The organism is Bifidobacterium favimelis, from assembly GCF_037963085.1.
GTDB lineage: Bacteria > Actinomycetota > Actinomycetes > Actinomycetales > Bifidobacteriaceae > Bombiscardovia > Bombiscardovia favimelis.
The window spans coordinates 205,815-228,406 of the sequence record NZ_JBANDZ010000001.1; the positions used below are offsets into that span (position 1 = coordinate 205,815).

At 64.7% G+C, this 22,592-nt stretch carries 18 protein-coding genes and 1 pseudogene; 14 read left to right on the top strand and 5 right to left on the bottom strand.

The genetic code is table 11. From position 1 onward, the window contains the following. Positions 1 to 155: 155 nt before the first annotated feature. The 4 genes from upp to V6584_RS00770 form a co-directional block, all read right to left on the bottom strand. Positions 156 to 794, bottom strand: coding sequence for a uracil phosphoribosyltransferase (gene upp / locus V6584_RS00755; protein WP_340468552.1), 639 nt, complete (start codon positions 792 to 794; stop codon positions 156 to 158). A 386-nt stretch (positions 795 to 1,180) separates the two neighbouring features. Then, positions 1,181 to 1,894: a thymidine phosphorylase gene (locus V6584_RS00760; RefSeq protein WP_340469680.1), complete on the bottom strand. Its 714-nt coding sequence runs from the start codon at positions 1,892 to 1,894 to the stop codon at positions 1,181 to 1,183. Between the two features lie 28 nt (positions 1,895 to 1,922). Then, positions 1,923 to 3,014: an NUDIX hydrolase gene (locus V6584_RS00765; RefSeq protein WP_340468553.1), complete on the bottom strand. Its 1,092-nt coding sequence runs from the start codon at positions 3,012 to 3,014 to the stop codon at positions 1,923 to 1,925. An 88-nt stretch (positions 3,015 to 3,102) separates the two neighbouring features. Then, entirely contained in the window at positions 3,103 to 5,346 is a 2,244-nt protein-coding gene (locus tag V6584_RS00770; protein WP_340468554.1) for an RNA degradosome polyphosphate kinase, read from the bottom strand. 525 nt (positions 5,347 to 5,871) lie between these two features. Here V6584_RS00770 and V6584_RS00775 point away from each other — a divergent pair. From V6584_RS00775 to leuA, 14 genes and pseudogenes are all read left to right on the top strand, one after another. Continuing rightward, positions 5,872 to 6,852, top strand: coding sequence for a CpaE-like family protein (locus tag V6584_RS00775; RefSeq protein WP_340468555.1), 981 nt, complete (start codon positions 5,872 to 5,874; stop codon positions 6,850 to 6,852). After that, entirely contained in the window at positions 6,845 to 7,912 is a 1,068-nt protein-coding gene (locus V6584_RS00780) for a TadA family conjugal transfer-associated ATPase (protein ID WP_340468556.1), read from the top strand. Before V6584_RS00775 ends, V6584_RS00780 begins: the two co-directional genes overlap by 8 nt. A 289-nt stretch (positions 7,913 to 8,201) precedes the next feature. Then, entirely contained in the window at positions 8,202 to 8,663 is a 462-nt protein-coding gene (locus V6584_RS00785) for a hypothetical protein (RefSeq protein WP_340468557.1), read from the top strand. A gap of 1 nt (position 8,664) precedes the next feature. Continuing rightward, positions 8,665 to 9,210, top strand: a complete 546-nt coding sequence (locus V6584_RS00790; protein WP_340468558.1) for a pilus assembly protein — start codon at positions 8,665 to 8,667, stop codon at positions 9,208 to 9,210. Positions 9,211 to 9,527: 317 nt separating this feature from the next. Further along, positions 9,528 to 9,839: a DUF4244 domain-containing protein gene (locus V6584_RS00795; protein ID WP_340486103.1), complete on the top strand. Its 312-nt coding sequence runs from the start codon at positions 9,528 to 9,530 to the stop codon at positions 9,837 to 9,839. 38 nt (positions 9,840 to 9,877) lie between these two features. After that, positions 9,878 to 10,288: a TadE family type IV pilus minor pilin gene (locus V6584_RS00800; RefSeq protein WP_340468559.1), complete on the top strand. Its 411-nt coding sequence runs from the start codon at positions 9,878 to 9,880 to the stop codon at positions 10,286 to 10,288. Continuing rightward, positions 10,285 to 10,704 (top strand): Rv3654c family TadE-like protein, encoded by a 420-nt coding sequence (locus V6584_RS00805; protein ID WP_340468560.1) that lies wholly within the window; start codon positions 10,285 to 10,287, stop codon positions 10,702 to 10,704. The genes V6584_RS00800 and V6584_RS00805 overlap by 4 nt, the downstream gene beginning before the upstream one ends. Positions 10,705 to 10,894: 190 nt before the next feature. Beyond that, positions 10,895 to 13,837, top strand: coding sequence for a DNA polymerase III subunit gamma/tau (dnaX, locus tag V6584_RS00810; protein WP_340468561.1), 2,943 nt, complete (start codon positions 10,895 to 10,897; stop codon positions 13,835 to 13,837). Positions 13,838 to 13,840: 3 nt separating this feature from the next. Then, positions 13,841 to 14,443, top strand: a complete 603-nt coding sequence (recR, locus tag V6584_RS00815; protein WP_340468562.1) for a recombination mediator RecR — start codon at positions 13,841 to 13,843, stop codon at positions 14,441 to 14,443. Positions 14,444 to 14,553: 110 nt separating this feature from the next. Next, a pseudogene (locus V6584_RS00820) lies at positions 14,554 to 15,318 on the top strand (aspartate kinase); the annotation flags it as partial. Between the two features lie 162 nt (positions 15,319 to 15,480). Beyond that, a complete protein-coding gene (locus V6584_RS00825) occupies positions 15,481 to 16,026 on the top strand; it encodes an ACT domain-containing protein (protein ID WP_340469681.1) in 546 nt (181 codons plus the stop codon). Between the two features lie 43 nt (positions 16,027 to 16,069). Continuing rightward, positions 16,070 to 17,140, top strand: a complete 1,071-nt coding sequence (locus V6584_RS00830) for an aspartate-semialdehyde dehydrogenase (RefSeq protein ID WP_340468563.1) — start codon at positions 16,070 to 16,072, stop codon at positions 17,138 to 17,140. Between the two features lie 15 nt (positions 17,141 to 17,155). Continuing rightward, entirely contained in the window at positions 17,156 to 17,776 is a 621-nt protein-coding gene (locus V6584_RS00835) for a DUF5701 family protein (RefSeq protein ID WP_340468564.1), read from the top strand. Between the two features lie 254 nt (positions 17,777 to 18,030). Next, a complete protein-coding gene (gene leuA / locus V6584_RS00840; RefSeq protein ID WP_340469682.1) occupies positions 18,031 to 19,944 on the top strand; it encodes a 2-isopropylmalate synthase in 1,914 nt (637 codons plus the stop codon). Positions 19,945 to 19,996: 52 nt separating this feature from the next. Here leuA and V6584_RS00845 read toward each other — a convergent pair whose 3' ends face one another. Next, the gene (locus V6584_RS00845; protein ID WP_340486106.1) at positions 19,997 to 22,336 is read right to left on the bottom strand and encodes a transglycosylase domain-containing protein; all 2,340 of its coding nucleotides are present in this window, start codon (positions 22,334 to 22,336) and stop codon (positions 19,997 to 19,999) included. Positions 22,337 to 22,592: the final 256 nt, after the last annotated feature.

The following is a 22,592-nucleotide window of genomic DNA, read 5'->3' on the forward strand; positions in this document are numbered from 1 at the left end:
CTGAGGGTCGGTTCAGGGAAGGTTCAGGGAAGATTCAGGGGCCGCCGGACCTCGGGCGGACGTGGGCAGGTGACCGCGTGGAGGATAAAAAACCGCCGGCGGCATGGCCACGTGGGGTGGCATGTCGCCGGCAGAGAGAGCCAGTCGGAAGGGACTCAGTCGATGACGCCGTAGAGTCGGTCGCCGGCATCGCCCAGGCCGGGCACGATGTAGGCGTGCTCGTTCAGGGTCTGGTCCACGGCGCAGACCACGACCTTCAGATTCACGCTGGGGTCGATTTCCTTCTTGATTCGTTCAAGCCCTTCAGGGGCGGCCAGGATGTTGATGGAGGTCACGTCCTTTGCTCCGCGTTCGGCCAGATAGTGGGCTGCGGCGATTGTGGTGCCCCCGGTGGCCAGCATGGGGTCGAGGAGGAAGCACTGGCGGCCTGACAGGTCTTCGGGCAGACGGTTGGCGTAGGTCACGATGTCCAGGGTGCTTTCGTCGCGCTTCATGCCGAGGAAGCCCACTTCGGCGGTCGGCAGGAGGCGGGTCATGCCGTCCAGCATGCCCAGGCCGGCACGGAGGATGGGGACCACCATGGGACGGGGGGAGCAGAGTTTCTTTCCGATCATGGGGGCCACCGGGGTCTCGATCGGATGGTCTTCGACGGCGAGGTTGCGGGTGGCCTCGTAGGCTTCCAGCATGACCAGCTCACTGATCAGCTCGCGGAAGGTGTTGGATGGTGTGTTCTTGTCCCGCAGCACGGTGAGCTTGTGTTCGATGAGCGGGTGTTCTAGTACGTGGAGTTCCATACTTACCAGGATAGCCCAGCACGATGTTGAATATGCGTGTGAATCGGCAATGTGCACAAGTCCTCGTGATTCACCGGTCGGGGCCATCCCTATCGGGGCCGGCCGGGGTGCACGCACGAAGGCGCCTGGAGCGTGCAAGGAGGGACAGGCATGCCCCACCGGTCCTTTGACCACACTGCCGGATATGGACCAGGACATGGGAAAACGCCGAACCATGAAAGCGCCTGTCGGCGCAAACGCCGCTCGTAGCGGCAACAAACGGAGCCCGGGGCTTAACCATGGTCCGACGCGTTTCCCATTGTACGGCAGGAGGGCCGGGTGTCCACAGGGCCACGCCGTAAGATACCCGATTTGCCCGGCTCCGCCGGCTCAAACAGGGCAGGCCTTCAGTCCAGCCTGGATCTGCGCCAGAGGGAGGCTCCGCGCAGGAAGTCTCTGGCCGTCTGGTTCAGAGAGGCGGCCGAGCCCAGAACCTGGGTCTTGCGGCGGCCCCCGTCCTCCCCACCCGGTTTCGCCTGTCCGGTCTGGCCGACAGGTGCCTGCCGGCCTTCCGCCCTGCGCACAGAGGCTTTCATCCCGCGGGCGATCACATCGCAGAAGGCGCTGGCCCGTTCCAGAGCCACGGCGAAGTCACCGGTGAAGGCCCCCGAAAGGATGGAGTCGGCGGTCCTGGCTATGTCCTCGGCGCTTGGGGCCGGGTCCACTCCGGCTATTGCCGATGCCGCCGTGTCCGTCGGTTCGCCCAGCCTCCACAGGTGGCTGATGCCCTCGGCATCCCTGCGCATCCAGCTGCGCAGCATGTAAAGCCGCCAGAGGATCCCGGGGAGGGAATCGGGATCTGCGTCGCTCCAAAGCTCTGCGATGATATCCACCCCCTCGCGGTCCACCAGGGTCAGCACCCGCTCCACAATCTTCGGGTCCTGCGTGTGATGGACCCTGTCCAGGAGGGAGGCGGCGGAGATGTGGCTCATCTCGTTGATCTCCTGCGGGTCGATCCCACCCGAGAGCTGGTCGCTCAGGGCCGGGTCCAGCTGGCCGGGACGGGACGGGCGGGCCGAGCCGCGGCCGGAGGCCACGAAACCTGTGCGCGATGGCCTGATCGATGAGGGGCCGACCTGTGAATAGCTGTCAGTAGACAAGGGGTGTCACCTTCTGTATGTCGATGATGGAGGGCTTTCCGTCGGACCCGTCCGTGCAGGCCAGGCTGATGACGACGGCGGTGCCCGTGGGCATGTAGGGAGAGTGGGGGGAGAGGCGCTTGGCCAGGTCCCTGCTGAGGCACAAACCGCGAAGGCGGTCGAATATTCCCTCCAGGACGGGACGGTGCATGCAGACCACGGTGGTGACCTCCCCTTCCATGAGGTTCCCCATCTGATGGTCCAGCCAGGTCAGTGCGGCTTGCGGGTGCTTCCTGTAGGCGGATTCGGTCAGACAGTCCACGGTGGCGATCTCCTGCCCGGTCTCGTCCGCATAGGGTCTGAGGGTCTGCACGCAACGCTTCCAAGGGGAAGAAAGGACAAGGTCAGGTGCGAAGCAGGCCAGTTCACGGGCCAGGGCGTAAGAGGCCCCGGCGCCCTTTGGGGTCAGGGGCCGGTCGCTGTCCTTCCCCTTCCATTCCTTGCGGGCCACGGCCTTGCCGTGTCTGACGATGATCAGCTGGCGGGCCAGGGCCCCTCCCTCGTCCACCCGGTCGATGAAAGCGTCGAGGATGTCCCTGTCGCTGGGGTGGGTCAGGAGGTTCCTGGCCTCCCAGGCGGACGCCCATCTGGTCTGGTCGATCTCCTCGGGGTCGGGCCGGCGGATTGGTCCAAGGAGGTCCTGGATGGATGGGATCCCCGACCGGTCCTCCAGGGGGACTCCCATCCAGTAGCGGATGTGCTTGAGCCCTTCCGCCCCGGGATTCTTTCCACCGCCTTCATCGCCCAAGGGGTACTCGGCATCGCCCAGATAGGGTCCCAGGCGGATCAGGAGTCCGGTCTCCTCGCCCACCTCCCGCACGGCCGCCTGTGCGGATGATTCCCTTGCCTCCAACTTGCCCTTGGGCCAGCTCCAGTCGTCATATTTCGGCCTATGGACCAGGCAGAGTTCCAGGTCCTCCAGGAGGGAGCGGTTGCAGGCCCCGGCAGGCGGTCTGCCGTCGTCCGAGAACTTCATCCACCCCGGGAAGTCCCTGCGCCGCCTGTATACGATGGCTCCGGCCGCCTCGACTGTCTTGCTCACAGGGTCCTCCCGTCCGGGGAAAACCTGCTTCCGGGGCGACCCGGCTGGGTTTTGCGGCCCCCGGTGCTTCCCGGCCGGCACGGCATCGTCAGTGCCCCCTGCGCTTGGTGCGGGAGTGCCGGTCAATCAGGTACTCCTGACAGTCGACCAGGGGGCTGCCGTCATCGGCCCTGGAGTGCCTGACATAGGTCCCGTCAGGCTGCATATGCCAGGAGCTGGTCGTGTCGGCCATTTGCAGGTCCACGTAGTCGATCAGGCCGTCCACCTGTTCGGGGGCGGTGATTCTGACCAGGGCCTCCACCCGGCGGTCCAGGTTGCGGTGCATGAGGTCGGCCGAACCGATCCAGACCTCCGGCCCCGAGACGGGTCCCTCCCCGATCTGCGGGCCCTGTGAGTTGGCGAAGGCGAAGATCCTGCTGTGCTCCAGGAAGCGGCCGAGGATCGAGCGGACGCGGATGGTCTCGCTCAAGCCCGGCACACCCGGTTTCAGGGAGCAGATCCCCCGTTCCACGATGTCTATCTTGACACCGGCCTGGCTGGCCCGGTAAAGGGCATCGATGATCTTCTCATCCACCAGGGAGTTGACCTTGATCTTGATCCAGGCCTCCTTCTTTTCGTAAGCGGCCCGCTCCTCCCTTTCTATGCGTTGGATGAGGCCGCTGCGTACGGTCCTGGGGGCCACCAGGAGGCGGTGGAAGCTCGACTTCGGAGCGTATCCGGAAAGCTGGTTGAAGAGCCGGGTCAGGTCCTGACCGACGACCGGGTCGCAGGTGAGCAGGCCCAGGTCCGTGTACTGGCGGGCGGTCTTGGGGTTGTAGTTGCCGGTGCCCACATGGCAGTAGCGCCGCAGACCGTCCTGGTCCTGGCGGACGACCAGGGAGAGCTTGCAATGGGTCTTCAGGCCGACGATCCCGTAAACCACGTGGACTCCGGCCCTCTCCAGCTGGCGGGCCCAGGCTATGTTGGCCTCCTCGTCGAAGCGGGCCTTGATCTCGACCAGGGCCAGGACCTGTTTGCCGGCATGGGCGGCATCCACCAGGGCGTTGATGATGGGGGAATTGCCCGAGGTGCGGTAGAGGGTCTGTTTTATGGCCAGGACCTTGGGGTCGGCGGCCGCTTGGGCCAGAAAGGCCTGCACCGAGGTGGAGAAGGAGTCGTAGGGGTGATGCAGGAGTATGTCGTGCTCACGTATGGCGGCGAAGATGTCCTGCGCCCGGCTGGACTCCACCTCGGCTATCTGTCTGTTGGTGGTGGGAATGAAAGGGCGGAATTTCAGGTCTGGCCGGTCTATGGACTGCATCTCGAAGAGGATCGTGCAGTCCAAGGGCGCGGGCAGGCGGTAGATCTCCTCCTCGTTCACCCCCAGCTTGGTGGCCAGGAGTTGGGAGAGGAAGGGGGAGGTGGCATCCGATATCTCAAGACGGATGGGGGGGCCGAACCGGCGTTGGAGGAGCTCTTTCTCCATGGCGTTCAAGAGGTTTTCGGCATCGTCCTCTTCCACGTCGATGTCCTCGTTGCGGGTGACCCGGAAGGAGCGGGCCTCCTTGATGATCATGCCGGGGAAGAGGGACTCCAGATGGGCGATGATCAGGTTCTCCATGGTGATGAACCCGTAACGCTCCTCGCGTCCCTCCTCGTCGGTCAGGTCGTCCACGGGGACCAGGCGGGAGAGGTTGTCGGGGACCTTGACCCTGGCGAAGTGGGTCTTGCCTGAGGTGGGGTTCTCCACCAGTATGGCCAGATTGAGGGAGTTGCCGGATATGTAAGGGAAGGGATGTGCGGGGTCCACGGCCAGGGGGGTGAGGACGGGGAAGACCTGGCGGTGGAAGAAGTTCGACAGGCGTTCCTGTTCGTGCGAGCTCAGCTGGTTCCAACCGAGCAGGTTGATGCGCTCCCCGGCCAGGTCGGGCAGGATGTGCTCGATCACATAGTGGGCGTGCTCGTCCTGGAGGGTATGGGCCAGCTCGGAAATGGCCCGCAGCTGTTGACGGGGGCTGAGCCCGCTGGGGGCCGGGACCGCGATGCCGGTGTCGACGCGGCGCTTGAGGCCGGCCACGCGGACCATGAAGAACTCATCCAGATTGCTGGCGAAGATGGCCGCGAAATTCGCCCTTTCCAGGAGGGGGACGCTTTCGTCCTCCGCCAGTTCAAGCACTCTCTTGTTGAACTTGAGCCAGCTGATCTCCCGGTCGAAATAACGGTCCTCGGGCAGGGGCTTCGCGGGAGCCCTGCGCTCGCCGGATACGGCCTCGGGCTGTTTGTCCTCCGCTATGTGCTCGGCTATCTGACTTTTCAGTATGGCCTGCGAGGGGGCGTCGAATATCTGAACCATACCGAATCACTGTATTCCTTTGTGTTCCTGGGTGCAACGCGTTTGCAGCGGGCACAGTAAAAGGGGCCACCCCTCAAGGGGTGGCCCCACAAGGTCGACTCAGGCGGAATCTCTGCACAACATCATCGTCGTAACGGTAAGTACTCAATGACAACGCCCGTCCAACGTAGTAGTCCTTGTGACCATACACTTTTGTGGGCTTCCGCTCTCTTGAGTTTTCCTTGTAACTATGATTATGCCAGCTTGTCTGCGGATGGCAAGTCGATGTGAGGGAGGCGTCGAAGGGGACGGTTGATTTTCGCTTCTGTGCGCTCTGGTGCACAACCTTGCTGTCCGGAGCTCGGTTTGTGAATTTGAACAGGCGGCTTGTGGACATTTGTTCGGATTCTCTCCGGCACTGCCAAGAATCGTTGAAATTCGAGGCGTGTCGCACATTCGACCACATCTATGATTCGCTTGCTCCCCATGGGCCGTCCCCTGGTGGAATTGGGGGACGGGGCAGGTGAGCCATGGAGGGTTGCTGATATGGACAGGCGAGAGGTCGCAGTTGCCGGAAACGTAGGAGATCGAGCCGGGTGGGGAGGGGGTGGATCGGATGGGAGGGATGCCTGCGGGACAAGTCGGGAGGGTGCCCAGGCCCTTGGGGCCTTGATCTTCACCTCGGCAGGGGGAGGGGTGGGGGTCAGCACCCTGGCGGCCCTCTGTGCCCGTCTGCTGGCCACAGACCGGACCCGGACCGCCCTTGTCGACTGTTCCGGTGGGGGCGGACTTGACGTCCTGCTGGGGATCGAGGGCGAAGAGGGAATGAGGATGGGCCAGGTCGAAGCACCTCTGGGAAGGTTGGACCCTGAAGCTCTGGACCGGGAACTGCCGACGTGGGACGGTGTGGGGGTGCTCAGCAGTGACCCATGGAAGGAGGGCGCCGCCGACTGGTGGAACGTGGATGCGGCCGTCCGGGCCCTGGCGATGGCAAGGGACCTGCTGATCGTAGATGGGGGGAGGGGTGAGGATGTGTCGGGTCTGCCCTCCCTGTCGGCGGCCCCCTGGGTGTTGGTCGTGGAAATGAGCGTCCTTGGTCTGGCGAGAGCCTCCCATCTGATGGACAGGTTTCGTTTGATGGAAACCGGTGGGGGCGGGGTCGGCCGCAGGGGCTTTCAACCTCGCCGGCAGGGCACTGGCGACGGGGGATCCGGCTGGGAGGAAGGGCCAGGAGGAGGGGAGGGAAGCGGGCAATCAGAGTGGATAGGCCCGGGACGGGAGGCCATCTTCGTGGGCATGGACCCAAGGTTGGTCCCTCCCTCCCAGGCGGTTGATGTCCAGGAGGCCTGTGACTTTCTCGGTGTCGACATCTGCGCCGTCTTTCGACCTCACCGCACCCTGGCCCGTTCCGCCCTGGCCGGGCTTGGCATGGAGGGCCTGCCGAGGTCCTACAGGAGGGGTCTCGATGACCTTTGCGCCTGTATAGCCAAGGTCATGGACCTGGGCAGGCCAAGGAGGCATGGTTGAGATGCGGCCATCGGACGGGATACCCGCCTTCGGCTGTCTGAACGGGTTGATGGCCGACCCCGCTGTCACCGATGTCACGGTCACCTGTGAGGGCCGGGTCTGGGCGGACAGGGGGGCGGGGATGGTCGAGTGCCACCCGATGCCCGGTTTCTCAGGCCCCCAGGCGGTGCGTGACTTCGCGGTCCAGGTCTGTTCGCAGCTGGGCAGGCGGTTGGACGATGCCAGTCCCATGGCGGACGCTTCCACCGCAGGGGGCATCCGCCTGCATGCGGTCATCGCCCCCATCGTCCCCGTGGGAGCCTCCATCTCCATCCGTCTGCCCGGCCGTGACCGACCCGGTCTGGAAGGTCTCATCGGAAGCGGTTTGTGCCCGCCTTCCTGGTATTACACCCTCAAGGCCCTGGTGTCAGGCCGGGCCAGCATCCTGATCAGCGGGGGGACGGGGAGTGGGAAGACCACGCTTCTGCGTGCCCTCCTGGCCGAATGCCCCTGCGCGGATCGGTTGGTCACGGTCGAGGAGACGCGGGAACTGGAAATCCTTCCCGGCCATGCCGACCATGTGGCCCTTGCCATAAGGGAGACGAATGTGGAGGGGGCGGGAGGCATAGATCTTGCAAGGCTGATCAGGGCCACACTGCGCATGCGTCCCGACAGGATCATTCTGGGTGAATGCCGTGGCGGGGAGGTGGCCGACCTGCTGAGGGCCTTTAACTCAGGCCACCGAGGGGGCATGGTCACCCTCCACGCCGACGGGGTGGAAAGGGTCCCGGCCCGCCTGGCCACCTTGGGCCTTCTTGCGGGTTTGGAACCAAGGGCCTTGTCCTCCCTGGCGGAAGGGGCCTTCGATGCGGTGATCCACCTGGAAAGAACTGGCGGCAGACGCAGGATCGCCCAGATCGGTGTCCTCGCGCTGGACCGGCAAGGAAGCCTGAGCGGTCGGCCCCTATGCATCTGGGAGGGGGCGGGAGGGGCCAGATACCTGTCAGGATGGGCTGCCTTCGCACGCCGCTGGGGCATACGGACGGCAACGGGGACCTCACAGGGGAGGGACCATGAGTGATTGCCTGGCCCTTGCCCTCCTTTTCCTCTCCTGTGCCCTCTGCCTGTCGGACCGGCCGCGCGCCCTCGGCTTATCCCTCCTCTCGCGCACATATGGTCTGTTTGGAGCCTTCGGCCTTCCGGTCCCATCCGGTGTTTTCCGGGTGGCGGATACCTTACCTGCAGCCTGCTTTTCCGGGCACAGTGGGCGGTTACAAGGTCTTGAGCGCCCAGAGGAAGCCGGGCCGGCAAGGGAGGGGGTCGCCGCGCTGATCGCCTTCCTGGGGGCGCGGATAAGCAGCGGGGGTGACTTGGTAGAGGCTTTTGAAGAGGCGGCGGGGAGGTCCTTCGCCACCAGGGGGATCACCGTTGGGCGGGCTGCCGAGGTGGTGTCCGGCCGCTGTTTTCGTGGGGATGAAGAGGACGAGGTGGATCTTCTGGCCGCTGCCCTTCACGCCATATGGGTGCTCACCGCCAGAACGGGATGCCCTCCGGCCGGATGCCTGGATATGGTCTCCCGTCTTCACAGGAGGTTGGAGGCCATGGCCGAAGCCCGGTCTTCCGCCTTCGCCATGCCCAGTGCCACGGTCCGTCTTCTCTCCTTCCTGCCGGCTTTCACCGTCCTCCTGGGGGAGTTCATGGGCGCGGCCCCCCTGTCCTTTCTGTTGAAACCGGGTCCGGGGACGGCCTGTCTCCTGCTCGGCGGCTGTCTCTACCTGTCGGGCCTCATGTGGATGGATGTCCTCCTGAAGGACGCCGGGGGAGTCGGCTGACATGGTCCGGCAGATTTGCGTCGCCTGCCTCCTCGCTTGCGCATGGTTGGCCGCCTCTCCGGGCCGGCCCGATTGGCTTGGAAGACTGGTGCTGGCCGACGAGGGTCCCCCGCCGATCACCCTGGTCCTGGAGATGGTGGCGGCCTGCCTGTCGCAGGGTTCGTCCATCTCGGGCTCCCTCGCGCAGACAGGTCGTGCCCTCTCCTGTGACTATGGAGATGACCTGGTCCGTGTCGCAGGGGTCCTCGACTCCGGTGGCGGGTGGTCAATGGCCTGGGCCCGGGTCTGCACTGGGCCGGTATACGGGCAGGATATGGCCCTTCTCAAGGGGTGCCTAGAACCCTCATGGAAGACGGGTACCTCGGCCGGGACCAGGATTAAGGCCGAGACGGCCCGTCTGGATGTCGAGGGAAGGAGGGGTCTGCAACAGGCATCCGCCAGGCTGTCCGTGCAGATCCTGCTGCCGACCGGCCTGTGCATCCTGCCGGCCTTCATCGTCATCGGGGTCATCCCCTGCATAGCCTCTTTCGCCGGCTTCCTGACGTGAGGGGCCGAGACCGTTCCCCCCTGGCTTGTCGACCCGGCGGATGGTCCATTTTCAATTCATGCTGTCTGCCGCCCTCTGTGATGACGGTTGGTTATCGACAGGCTGCCGTCGGATGGCACATTCGACCACACGAATGGGCCTCCTTCCCGCAGCCGGTCCGGGTGGCGCAGACTGGGGGCATCCTAAGCAGGTGGTGGATGTACGGGCGGGGTCGGGAAGTGGGGGGCAGGAGTGGGGATGGTCCGAACAGGGAAGAGAGAAAGGTCAGACCGATGACAGTCAGGTTATGCAAGAGAGAGGGAAGGAGCATGGGAGAGATGAAGAAGTCAATGGAAAAGTCGCTCAAGAGCGTGCGGAGGAGGGCGGCCGCACTCCTCCGAAAGGGAGGTGAGTCAGTGCAGGGCATCTTGGATGGTGCCCTTCGGCAGGCTCGGCGGTGTCTGAGCGCCGTGTACATGAAGATTCGGATTCTGGCCAGTCGGCCTGAATCGGGAGCGGCCACGGCCGAATATGCGGTGGTCCTCATCGCGGCCACCGCCTTCGCCGGTGTCCTCCTGGTCCTGCTCAAGTCGGATACCGTCCGATCGCTCCTGGCTTCACTGCTGAAGAAGGCCTTGACGGTCTCCTGACCTCAGAGGTTGGGGCGCAATATGGCAAAGGTTCCCAAATGATAGTCCTGAAGACGGTAAAACGGTGCCGGAAGAGGTGGACCTCCTGGAGCGCGAGGGCCGACCGTGGGACGGTGACGGCTGAATTCGCCGTCATCCTGCCGGCCTTCATCGTCATGGCAGTCCTCCTGTTGGCCATGACCCAGGTTGCGCGTGTGGGAATGGGCTGTCAGGATGCCGCTCGGGCCGTCGCCCGCGAGGTCGTCTTGGCCCGCTCCGATGCTGATTCGACCGCCCTTGCACGGAGGGTGGCAGGGCGGGGTGTCCAAGTGGACGTCGAGGAGGGTGGGGGACAGGTGCGTGTGAAGGTGGCCTGCCCGGTGTTGAAGGGGCCCTTCGGCATACTTCCGCCACGTGTGTTCGGCCAGGCCGTGGCCGTGCTGGAAGAATCAGGGGAGGGGTCGGCATGACAGGGAACGACTGCCGTCGACCGCAAACGTGCAGGCCGCACAGCGGGGACCACCAGGGTCCGGCCTGGCTGCGCAAGGCCGATGGCGGATCCGGCACCATTCTCGGCATCTGTCTGGTGGCCGTGGCCGCCTTCGGCCTACTTCTCCTGGCCCTCGTCACGAATCTGCTGATATGCCAGGCCCAGGCCCGCACCGGGGCCGATGCGTCGGCCCTGGCCGCGGCCTCCGCCCTGGACGAAGGCGATCCCGCACCATGTGTGAAGGCGGCTACAGTGGCTCTTGCCAACAGAGGCAGACTTGCTTCCTGCAGGGTTGAAGATGCCGATGTGGTTGCCGAGGTGGAAGTGGCCACATCTGTGCCCGTCATCACCCATGTGAGTCGCCAGGCCCGTGCGGGTCCCCAGGATTGCGATTGAGCGGAGTTCCCGATTGCGATTGAGCGGAGTTCCCGATTGCGATTGAGCGGAGTTCCTGCCCGGATGGTGACGATGGCTTGACCGGGCCGGCCGCAGCAGGCCCAGTGCGGCGTCGGAGGCTTCGGTCGGCATACAGGGAACACAATGGGATAAGACGGCCCGTGTCTAAAGAAATGGATAGCCTTGAATCATGGCACTTGCACTCTATAGGCGGTATCGTCCGGACACGTTCGATGGCATCATCGGGCAGGATCAAGTGACGATCCCCCTCTCGCGCGCCTTGGACGAGAACAGGCTCACCCATGCCTATCTCTTTTCAGGACCACGTGGGTGCGGCAAGACCAGCAGCGCCCGCATCTTCGCCCGTTGCGTCAACTGTGCCAAGGGGCCCACCAGCCACCCCTGCGGCGAGTGCGAGAGTTGCCGGGACCTGGCCACCGGCGGACCGGGCTCCATCGACGTGGTCGAGATAGACGCGGCCAGTCACAATGGGGTAGATGACGCCCGCGAATTGAGGGAGAGGGCAGGTTTCGCCCCGGCCCGCGACCGCTACAAGATCTTCATCCTCGACGAGGCTCATATGGTGACGCAGCAGGGTTTCAACGCCCTTCTGAAAATCGTCGAAGAGCCCCCTGAACATGTCATGTTCATCTTTGCCACGACAGAACCCGACAAGGTGATCGGGACCATCCGGTCACGTACCCATCACTACCCATTCCGCCTGGTTCCCCGTGAGATCATGGGTCCCTATCTTGAAAAGATCTGCGGGCAGGAGCAGGTCCAGGCGGATCCCGGCGTGCTCAAGTTGACCATGCGGGCAGGGGGCGGTTCGGTCCGTGACACCCTCTCGGTGCTTGACCAGCTTATGGTCGGTTCGGTCGACGGCAGGATCACATACGATTCGGCAGTGGCACTGTTGGGCTTCACCCCCGAGGCCTTGATCAGCCAGGCGGTGGACGCGGTCATAAACCACGATGGACCCGCGCTCTACGGCATCATCCAAAAGGTCGTCGTAGGAGGCTTTGAACCGCAGCGGTTCGTGGAGGATCTCCTGGCCAGGGTCCGGGACCTCCTGGTGCTCAAATTGGCCGGTGACCAGGCCGAGTCGGTGCTGAGCGAGGAGTCGGAATCGGATGAAGCGGACGGCCTCCACCGGCAGGCGGATGCTTTGGACCTGAGCCTGTTGACGGCCATGGCCGATGTCATCAACAAGACCCTGGCCTCCATGGGCGGGGCCACCTCTCCCAGGATGCGGCTGGAGCTTCTGGCAGCCCGGTTGCTGGCCATCGGGTGCGAGCCCGTCGAACAGAAGGTCCAGGCCGGTGGGCAGAGGGCACCCCTGGGAGGTCAGGATGGATACGGTCCCGCCTCCGGCGGGGCGCATGCAGGTTTCATCGGTTCCGAACGGCGGAAGTCGGAAACGGGCAGGCCCCAACAGAAGGAGCCGACGGCGCAGGCGGCGGCAGGGACCGGGCCGGGTTCGGATTCCGGGCGGGATTCGGACGCGGGTCGAGGTCCGTTGACCGCTCCCGGCCAATCCGAAGATTCGGGCGCCCGGGGTCGTGATGCACAAGGGCTGCCGGACAAAGGTCCCCAGGCGACCGACCGGACCCATGAGGCGGAAGGACCTGCACGGCCAGGCCAGGGTCGCGGTGTGCCGGCGGAGGGGGAGCTTGATAAGCGTTGGGATGCCCTGGTGGCTGCTCTGCCTCCACAGGTCGCGGAGTACGTGGTCAGGAGCAAGGTCCCGACCGTCTCCATGCGCCAGGGACCGTCTGGCCGGCAGATGTTGGCTCTGACCTTCGACCGTCCGCTCAGCCAGCACGCCTTCGCCATGGCTGTGGCATCGAGCCCCGTCGACGGGGAGACGGCAGTTCCCAAAATCGTCCTGGTCCGCGCCCGTCAGGAGTTCGGGGCCAAGACGATGATCGCCCCCTCCGGGGTGGCGGCCAATGGTGAGAAGGTCGAATCCGTCAACAGGATGTCCCCTGAACGGCGGGCTGAGGTCAAGAAGCAGGTCGCGCTTGCCAAGGCCAACCTGACGGCGGTGAACCTGGGATCGGCCCTGAAGCCCCGCGCAGGGTCAGGGGTTGGCCGCGGGGCCGGAAACACGGCCGAGGACCAGGGGTCGGCAGCTGAGGGTGACGGATCTTCGGCTGATGCCGGGACGGCCGACGACGGATCGGGGGTCCACCCAGCCGGCCCACCGTCCGGCGGCCCAGTAGGATCTGGCCCTGCCAGCGCCCCTCTTCCTGATGTGTCCACTTCGGCGCAGGCCACTTCCTCCCCGTCGGATTCCCTCCCTTCTGCCGGTTTCGCATCGACCGATTCATACGTCACGCCCGACTCTGATGAGGAAGACCCCTGGGCGCTCTCTCAACAGGCCCCTGTCATCAGCATGCAGGAAACCCAAGAGGACGGTGGATCGTCTTCTCCCAATCGCAATGCCCATGCAGGCGTGGACGGGAACGCCGACGGGCCGGCGCATGATGCCAAGAAGGTGGCAGTGCCGGATCTGAGCGACGACACGGACCCCTGGGCGCTTCCCGACCAGGACGAAGCCGATGACGGGGCTGCGGCCGGTAGCGCACCGGATCCGGAAGGCAACTCTCCAAGCGAACCCGGCCAGGGCAGTGGCGACCTGTCCCCCTCCCGGAATTCCGCGGTCGTTGATTCAGTTGGCACCGGGCAGCCTGCTGTCGCAGGCGGGATAGGTTCGGATTCCACCAGGGTCGTCCAAGTAAACGGGGGCTGGTCCGGGTCGGAATCCGACGGCCCGGTCCAGGCGGTCGGGGCGGGTCAGCCTGCTCAGCCTGCTCAGCCAGCTCAAGCGGCCCGGGCGCCACAGGTCGGTGACGGGGCCGGCACCCCCATCGGCTTCCGTGCGCAGGGGGAGTCCGGCGAGGGGAAAGACCCTGAAGACCCTTCCGAACACACCGTGGATCCTGATGAGGATGCCTATTCCTTGAATGATTCCCGTCTGGGGGCCGATACGGCTATGGATCAGGACCAGCTGGCCGACCTGTTCGATGTGAAACAGGTGGAGGATTTCGCCGCAGACGACCCACGGAACCCGCTGAATGTACAGAAGCACAAGCGTCAGCAGCAACAACGGCAACAGGAGGGGGAGTGAGCGATGGCAGTGGCATACGACGGGGCGATCCAGCAGCTCATCGATGATTTCGCCCGTCTTCCGGGAATCGGCCCCAAGGGGGCCCAGCGTATAGCCTTCTATCTTCTGGGGGTAGACCGTCAGGAGGCCCAGGAGCTGGCTGATGCCATCATGACCGTCAAGGACAAGGTCCGCTTCTGCGAGATATGTGGAAATGTGTGCGAGACCAGCCCCTGCCCCATCTGCGAGGACCCCCGTCGGGACCGTAGCGTCATCTGCGTTGTCGAAGAGCCCAAGGATGTGATGAGCATCGAAAGGACCCGGGAGTACCGGGGTCTCTACCACGTGCTGGGAGGGGCCATCGACCCCATGTCCAACGTGGGCCCTGGGGATCTGAGAATTCCCGAGCTGCTCGGGAGGTTGAAATCCGATCAGGTGACGGAAGTGATCCTGGCCCTTGACCCGAACATAGAAGGGGAGGCCACCACCACCTACCTTGCCCGCCTCCTGGGTCCCCTTGACATCACGGTCACCCGTCTGGCCAGCGGTCTGCCGGTGGGCAGCGACCTGGAGTATGCCGATGAGGTCACCCTGGGCAGGGCCATCACGGGCAGGCGGGGGGTATGATCCCTACCCGCCGGCTTGGCCCCGGCATGGTCATATGATATTCGGTATTCGGGCCGTCCAGCTGGCCCGGGAACAATCTCAGGCGGCTGCAGCCGCAGGATGGAACAAAAGTGGCTCTCATCGTCCAAAAGTACGGAGGTTCCTCCGTCGCGGATTCTGAATCGATCAGGCGGGTGGCCAGGCGGATCATCGAGACCAAGCACGCCGGCAACGATGTGGCAGTGGTCGTCTCCGCCATGGGTGACACCACCGACGACCTGATAGACCAGGCCCTGAATGTCGACTCCAACCCTCCGGCCCGCGAGATGGACATGCTCATGACCGCCGGCGAGAGGATCTCCATGAGCCTGCTGGCCATGTCCATCCATGCACAGGGGGAGAAGGCCCACTCCTTCACCGGGTCCCAGGCGGGCTTCATGACCGATGCCGCATACGGGTCGGCCCACATACAGGCCGTCAGGCCGGAGCGGGTCATGCGCGCTCTGCGCCGGGGGGAAATAGGCATTGTCGCGGGATTCCAAGGGGTGAACGCCGACGGGGACGCGACCACGCTGGGCCGGGGCGGTTCCGACACTTCGGCCGTGGCCCTGGCCGTGGCCCTGGATGCCGATGTCTGCGAGATATACACGGACGTGGATGGGGTCTTCACGGCGGATCCCCGTATCGTCCCCACGGCACGGCGGATCGCCGCAATCTCCTACGGGGAGATGATGGAGATGTCCGCATCCGGTTCCAAGGTGCTGGCCCTGCGCTGTGTGGAATACGCCCGTCGTTTCCACATGCCGATACACGTACGCAGTTCGTTCTCCCACCGGCCCGGCACGGTGATCCTGCCCGAGGGCACCCGGGTGGTCCGGGAACCGGGCCTGGCCACCCAGGCGACGGCCGGAAACGACGCAGACGGGCAGGGGGTCCGGTCTGTCCGGACCCTGGGCGGGATAGAAAGGGAAGGGGCGAAAGCCATGAAGGACCAAGAAGAGCGAGTTGACGGCGTCCGCACCCGGGAGGGGCGGGCCGGCGATGAGGGGGAGAGGTCGATGGGTGACATCTTCCCCGACCTCAAGGGCCCCGAGGATCCCATCGTGTCGGCTGTGGCCCATGACAGCACGGAGACCCAGGTGACCCTCCGCGCCGTCCCTGACAAGCCCGGTGTGGCCACCAGGCTCTTCACCGTCCTGGCCGAGGGGGGCATCAACGTCGACATGATCGTCCAGGCAGGGGCGGCCACCGGCACGGTCGACATATCCTTCACCCTCCCCGGCTCCCAGACCGACAAGGTCCACAGCCTCCTGGCCGCTTCCCGCGAGGCCCTGGAGTACAGGTCCGTGGACGTGGACCCGGCCGTGGGCAAGGTCAGTCTGATAGGTGTGGGCATGAAGAACAACTCCGGAATCACGGCGACCTTCTTCAGGGCGATGAGCGATCGCCACATCAACGTCCTGATGATCTCCTCCTCGGAAATCAGAATCTCCGCCCTGGTCCCCCTCAAGGACCTGGATGAGGCCGTCAGGGCCGTCCACTCCGCCTTCAACCTGGAATCGGACCAGGAACAGGCGGTCGTATACGGGGGGACCGGCCGGTGAGGGAGATGGCGGCAGGACAGGAAGCGAATAACGGGAGGCAAGGTTGACGAAGATAGCTGATCAGGGTGTCGATGTGGCCCTCTTGGGGGCCACCGGCCAGGTCGGTATGGTCATGAGGCGGATACTGGATGAACGGGACTTCCCCGTCCGCAACCTGCGCTTCATGGCCTCCTCCCGTTCGGCGGGGACCGTCCTGGACTGGCGGGGCCATCGGATAGTGGTGGAGGATGTGGCCAAGGCCGACCTGTCCGGCGTGGACATCGCCATCTTTTCGGCCGGCGGCGCCACCTCCAAGGTCTGGGCCCCCCGGTTCGCAAGGGCCGGGGCCTACGTGGTCGACAACTCCTCCCAATGGCGGATGGACCCGAGGGTCCCCCTGGTGGTCTCGGAGGTCAACCCCGGCGACCTGGACGACATACCCGAGCGGATCGTCGCCAACCCCAACTGCACCACCATGGCCTGCATGCCCGTGCTGGCCCCCCTGGACAGGGCCTTCGGACTGGAGCGGCTGATCGTGTCCTCCTACCAGGCAGTGTCGGGGGCAGGCAGGGCCGGTGTCCTCCAGTTGAAGGAGGAGGCGGCCGCCGCCATCAGACAGGGGGCCGACCGTCTGGTCTTCGACGGTTCGGCCATCGACTTCCCGCCCCCCACCAAGGTGGCCCGGACCATAGCCTTCGATGTGGTCCCTTTCATAGGAAGCCTGGCGAGTGACGGCAGCCTGGAAACGGACGAGGAGCAGAAACTGCGCAATGAGGCCAGGAAGATCCTCCACCTGCCTGACCTGGCCGCCTCCTGCACCTGTGTGCGTGTCGGGGTCTTCACGGCGCACGGCATGAGCATAAACGCCGAGTTCGCCCACCCGATCACCCCGCAGGAGGCCGAAGACATCCTTTCACGCGCTCCGGGGGTCGTCCTGTCCGACCTGCCCACCCCCCTTCAGGCGGCAGGGACCGACCCCAGTCTGGTGGGACGTATCCGCGCCGACCAGGCCGTCCCAGGGGGGCGGGGCCTGGCCATGTTCGTCGCCAGCGACAATCTGCGCAAGGGGGCCGCCCTCAATGCGATACAGATAGCCGAGATCATAGCTGCCAGGCATTGCCGGCGGGGCCGATGAATTAGACTGGGCCCCATGACGGAATCTTCGCAAGAGGCACAGCGGCAGCTGGACAGGATCGTGGCCCTGGGCTATCCGGACGTGGCCGATATCAGCGCGGCCGCCTTCCGGGCCCTGGCCAGCCCGCTTATAGCCGCCCTGGATCGGACAGAGCTGGGGACGGAAATCCTCCTGGTCCCCACCCGTGAACTGGTTTCGCCCGAATCCCTGATCGCCAGGACCAGCATCAACCGGATGGCCGGTTTCACGACCATGCCGCCTCGAGACATCGCCAGTTTCCTCCCTCAAGACGGATTCGAGCCCCCCGAGGGCCCCTTCTACATCGTCGTCGAACCCCACACGGGCACCTGCTATGTCAACCGCGAGCCGGACGTGGCCCGCAAATTGATCGATTCCGATGACCGCCTCCCCCTCACCCTGGAAGAGGGGCTGGCCATCGCCACCCAGCATCCTGACTGGCTGGTCGAGAAGAACGGTTTCAACCTGCTGGGGTCGCACAGCGCCGATGGGAGGGTGCCCAGCATCTGGATGAGCCAGAACGCCCCCCGCCTGGGTTCCGTCTGGCCCAACTCACGCCACACCTGGCTGGGCAACGCCTTCTGCACGGGCCGGCGGGGGGTCTCCCTCTTCCGCTGATGACCGCTTGGGCTCCTGTCGGCATCTCCCGGCCCGGATCCAATAACCTCCAGGTCTCTTCCCCTCCTCCCTATTTTCATTTTCAGAATCCCTTCCAGCGGCCTCCTGCCCCACCGACGGTCCGCTCCTCCTGTGGCTGAAGGCAGAAGGGCCGCTCCGTGGACCTGCCCCATCCATCATTCGAGACCATGGCGGTCTCCGTCTTCCCTGGCGTGAAAGATGAGACAAAAGAGAAGAAGAAAAGAGGAGGGACGATGGGTCAGGAACCTTACTCGTCGGTGTTCGATCTGGCGGCAAGCGCCGCGGCCTCCAACGGGGGCAACAACGACCCCCTGCTGCCCCCGCCGCGGTTCGTCGGCTCGGCCCAAAGGCCCAGCGACATGCCCTACAACAAGTATGTGGCCTATGACAGGCAGGTTCCCTTCGATTACCCGCAGCGCACCTGGCCGGAGAAGACCCTGAAGCGGGCGCCCCGCTGGTGTTCGGTGGACCTGCGGGACGGGAACCAGGCCCTGGTCGATCCCATGGATTCTGCCCGTAAGTTGCGTTTCTGGAATCTCTTGGTCTCCATGGGATTCAAGGAGATCGAGGTGGGGTTCCCCTCGGCCTCCCAGACGGACTATGACTTCATCCGCACCCTGATCGAGCGCGAGCTCATCCCCGACGACGTCACCATCGTCGTCCTCACCCAGGCCCGCGAACACCTGATACGCCGCACCTACGAGGCCCTGAGGGGGGCCAAGCGGGCCGTGGTCCACTTCTACAACTCCGTCTCCATCCTTCAGAGGGAGGTCGTCTTCCGTCAAGACAAGGCCGGCATACAGAAGCTGGCCACGGATGCGGCCCGTCTCTGCCGGTCCCTGGAGGCCGATGCCACCGGCACGGACCTTTATTATGAGTATTCGCCGGAGTCCTTCTCGGGAGCCGAGCCGGATTACTCCCTCCAGGTCTGCGACGCGGTGATTGACGTGATCGACCCCACACCGGAGCACCCCATGATCATCAACCTGCCCAACACGGTGGAGATGACCACTCCGAACGTGTTCGCGGACGAGGTCGAGTTCATCTCCTCCAACCTGGGCCGGCGCGACAGCGTGGTGCTCTCCCTCCACCCCCATAATGACGAAGGGATGGCCGTGGCCGCCACCGAGTTGGGGGTGCTGGCAGGGGCTGACAGGGTGGAGGGCTGTCTCCTTGGCAACGGGGAGCGGACGGGCAACGTGGACCTGTGCACCGTCGCCCTCAACCTCCTGGTCCAGGGGGTCGATCCCCAACTGGATCTCTCGGACATGCCCTCCCTGCGTAAGACCGTGGAATACTGCAACCAGATCACGGTTTCGGAGCGTCACCCCTATGTGGGCGACTTCGTCTTCACGGCCTTCTCCGGCTCCCATCAGGATGCCATCAAAAAGGGGCTGGAGGCCAGGCAGCAGGCGGCACTGCGCGACGGGGCCGACCTGGACGGCTACCTCTGGCTGGTCCCCTACCTTCCGATAGACCCCAAGGACGTCGGCGGCAGTTATGAGGCCATCATCAGGGTCAACTCCCAATCGGGCAAGGGTGGAATGGCCTACCTTCTCAAGGCCAATCACCACCTGGACCTGCCGAAGAGGCTCCAGGTGGAGTTCGACAAACTGGTGCAGGGGTATGCGGACAGGACCAGGCACGAGGTCAGTGGAGATCAGATTTGGGGCCTGTTCAAAAACGAGTACCTCTCGGTCGATGATTCGGGCAAGATCGCCGACGACCTGGCCACGGTGGACCACGACGACCGGAACATCAAGCCTTGGGGAAGATTCAGGCTCCTGGGCGTCTCAGTCTCATCCGGTGAGGAGGGTTCGGAAACCGTGCTCGAGGCCACCGTGCTCGACCGGGGGCCGGAGGAGGCAGACAAGGCGGTCAGGAGGCGGATCCAGGGACGGGGCAACGGTCCCATCGCCGCCTTCCTCCAGGCGCTCGGCGTCTTCGACCTGTCAGTGTCGGTGGAGGACTACGCCGAACACGCCATGACGGCGGGGACGGATGCCCTGGCAGCCTCCTATGTGGAGTGCAAGGTGGGCCGACAGGACCGGGCCCAGGTGATGTGGGGGGTGGGGATCGACTCATCCATCAGCACCAGCTCCCTGAAGGCCATCATATCCGCCGTCAACAGGTTTGAACGGGGCTGAAGCCGGTCACAGGCCTGGCCCTCGGTCATCACCGGGGACCAGGCCTCATCTGTCACTCCGGATGATGGTCCGAGCCGTCACCGTGCTCCGGTGGTGTGCCGTTCCCCTCCGGGCCGCCAGGAGAGGTGGCGCCTCCCTGCTGGCCTTCCTCTCCCTGGTGCCCGCTGCCGTCATTGCCACCGCCGTTGCCGGCTTCGTTTTCGTTGCCGTTTCCGGCGCCGCCGTCCCCGGTCTGCTGCCCCCCGTTGCCGTCATTGCCCTCCTGCCTGCGGTCCTCCTGCCTGGGGCGGGGCCATGTAGGCCGGTTCGGGTTGCTTCGGGTCCCCGTACCCCAGGTGCCGTCGGGGCCGCCCACTCTCCCCCTGTCCACCGCCTGGGGGAACTGCTCGACCGGGGTCCCTTCGAGTGCATCTTTCATGTAGCGGGTGAAGAGGACGGACTGGTAGCCGTTCCCCCTGGCATAGCCAAGAAAATTCGGAATCTTCTGGGCGCTTCCATCCTGGCCCGGGTTCCAGATGCCGAAGACCGTCAGGACGGAGGGGGTGAAACCGGCGAAGGCCACGGCCGTGTCATCGTTGGCGGTCCCGGTCTTCGCGGCGATCGGCCGGCCCAGGGAACGGGCGTATGAGCCCGTCCCGAACTGGACCGTCCCCTGCATGGCCCCCTGCAGGAGGGCCACCTGGTCGGCGTCGAAGACCTGTTCCGGCTTGGCGGAGGCCTTGTACAGCTCCTGACCGTCTGGGCCGATGACCCTGGCGACCATGTGGAGCCTGACCTTGCTCCCCCCGTTGGCCAGGGTGGAATACCCCTGGGCCAGGTCGTACGCCGTCAATGCGTCCACGCCCAGGGTGTCGAAGGTGGTGGAATCGTCGATCCTTCCCGTGATTCCGGCCGTATGGGCCACCTGGGCCGTCTTGGCGGCGGTCACGTGTTCGTTCAGGTCCATGAAGACGGTGTTGACCGACTTCGCCAGGGCTGTGGAGAGGTTGATGTACCCGTAACTGGCGTTGCCGGCGTTGGAAACGGACCGGCCGACGCTCGCGAAGGTCCTGGGGGAGTTCCCGTTGAAGACGGTGTCCAGGCTGGTGCCGTCCTGTATGGCCCCCAGGAGGGTGAAGACCTTCATGGTGGAACCGACCTGGAAGCTGGCCTGGTCCACGTTGTTCAGCTGTTGCTTGAGGTAGTCGTCCCCTGCGTAGAAGGAGATGATCGAGCCGTCCTTGGGGTTGACCGACAGGCCTCCCACCTGTATGCCGGCCGGCATGCCCCTGTTGGAAGGCGAACCGGGGCTGGCCGTCTGGAACATGAGGTCCTGCTTGCCCTTGTCGACGGTGGTGATGATCTTGTAACCCCCGGTGTCCAGTTCGTCCGGTGTGAACGGAGCCCCCTTGCCGGTCGAGAGCTCCTTGCGGACCATGGTCAACAGGTAACCGTTGGGTCCTGCAAATGTGTTCTGCCTGGTGAAGTTCACCGTCTGGGGCATCTTGGCCCCATCGCGCTGGGAGGCCTTGATGTAGTTGTCCTCCGCCATGATGCCCAGGACACGGTGGAAGCGGGATTCGGCCTGTTTGGGGTTTACCGCGGGGTCCCAGGCCGTGGGGGCCGGGATTATGCCGGCCAGGGTGGCGGACTCCTCCAGTGTGAGGTCCTTGGCGTCCTTGTTGTAGAAGTTATGCGCCGCAGCCTGGATTCCATACGCGCCCCGGCCGAAGTAGATGGTGTTCATGTAGTTGCACAGGACCGTGTCCTTGGTCTCCGTCCTGGCTATCTTCAAGGCCAGGAAGGCCTCCCGCAGCTTTCCCCGATAAGTGGTGGTCTCGCCCAGATAGTAGCGCTCCGCATACTGCTGGGTGATGGTGGACCCGCCCTGCCGGGTGCCCTTGGTCACGTTGTTGATGAGCGCCCGGCCGATGCCCTTCAGGTCGATCCCGCTGTCCTTGTAAAAGGTGCGGTTTTCCGATGCCACTATCGCGTTGCCCACGTATCCGGGAAGGACGGAGCAGTCGATGATCTCCCGGTCCTGGTCGGCGAAGGTCCCTGCGGGGGTGGTCCCATCGGAGAAGTAGACGGTGGTCTTTTGGGCCAGGGCCTGCTTTTCGGGGGGGATGATGTCGGTGGTCACGTACATGTATACGAAGAGCCCCGCCCCCGCCACCAGGAGTGCCCCGATGATGCCCAGGACCCATTTGAGAATGCGATGGGGCTTCTTCGGCCGGCCCCGCCTGGCCCCCCTGTTCGGCTCCGCCCCCCTCCTTACCCTGTAGGTCTTCCTGGCGTTTCCGGCTCCGTTCCGCTTCAACCCCCTGCCGGTGGTCCCATGCGCCGGATGGGAGGAGGCGGTCCTGGGGGTGCGGCCTGGGGAGGAGGTGGTTGTCCGGGTCTGTCTGGTCATGCGAACCACGGTAGCCAGGTCAGGGGAGATGCGGTCGGCCAGGGGCGGAACGTCCATAGAGTTCGTACTTTTCGACGGTGCCTCCCCCCGCGCGATGGTCCTGTCGTACGGCATCCGCTAGAGTGTGAATCTGCCCGTCGCATATCACCCGGCAGTGGCAGGTACTGCCGGAGGGGCCTGATGTCCAGAAAAATGACCAGTATGTGGACGTTGTGCATGACTGATTTACGCGACGAGTCCCCCCAACTCGCCTGGT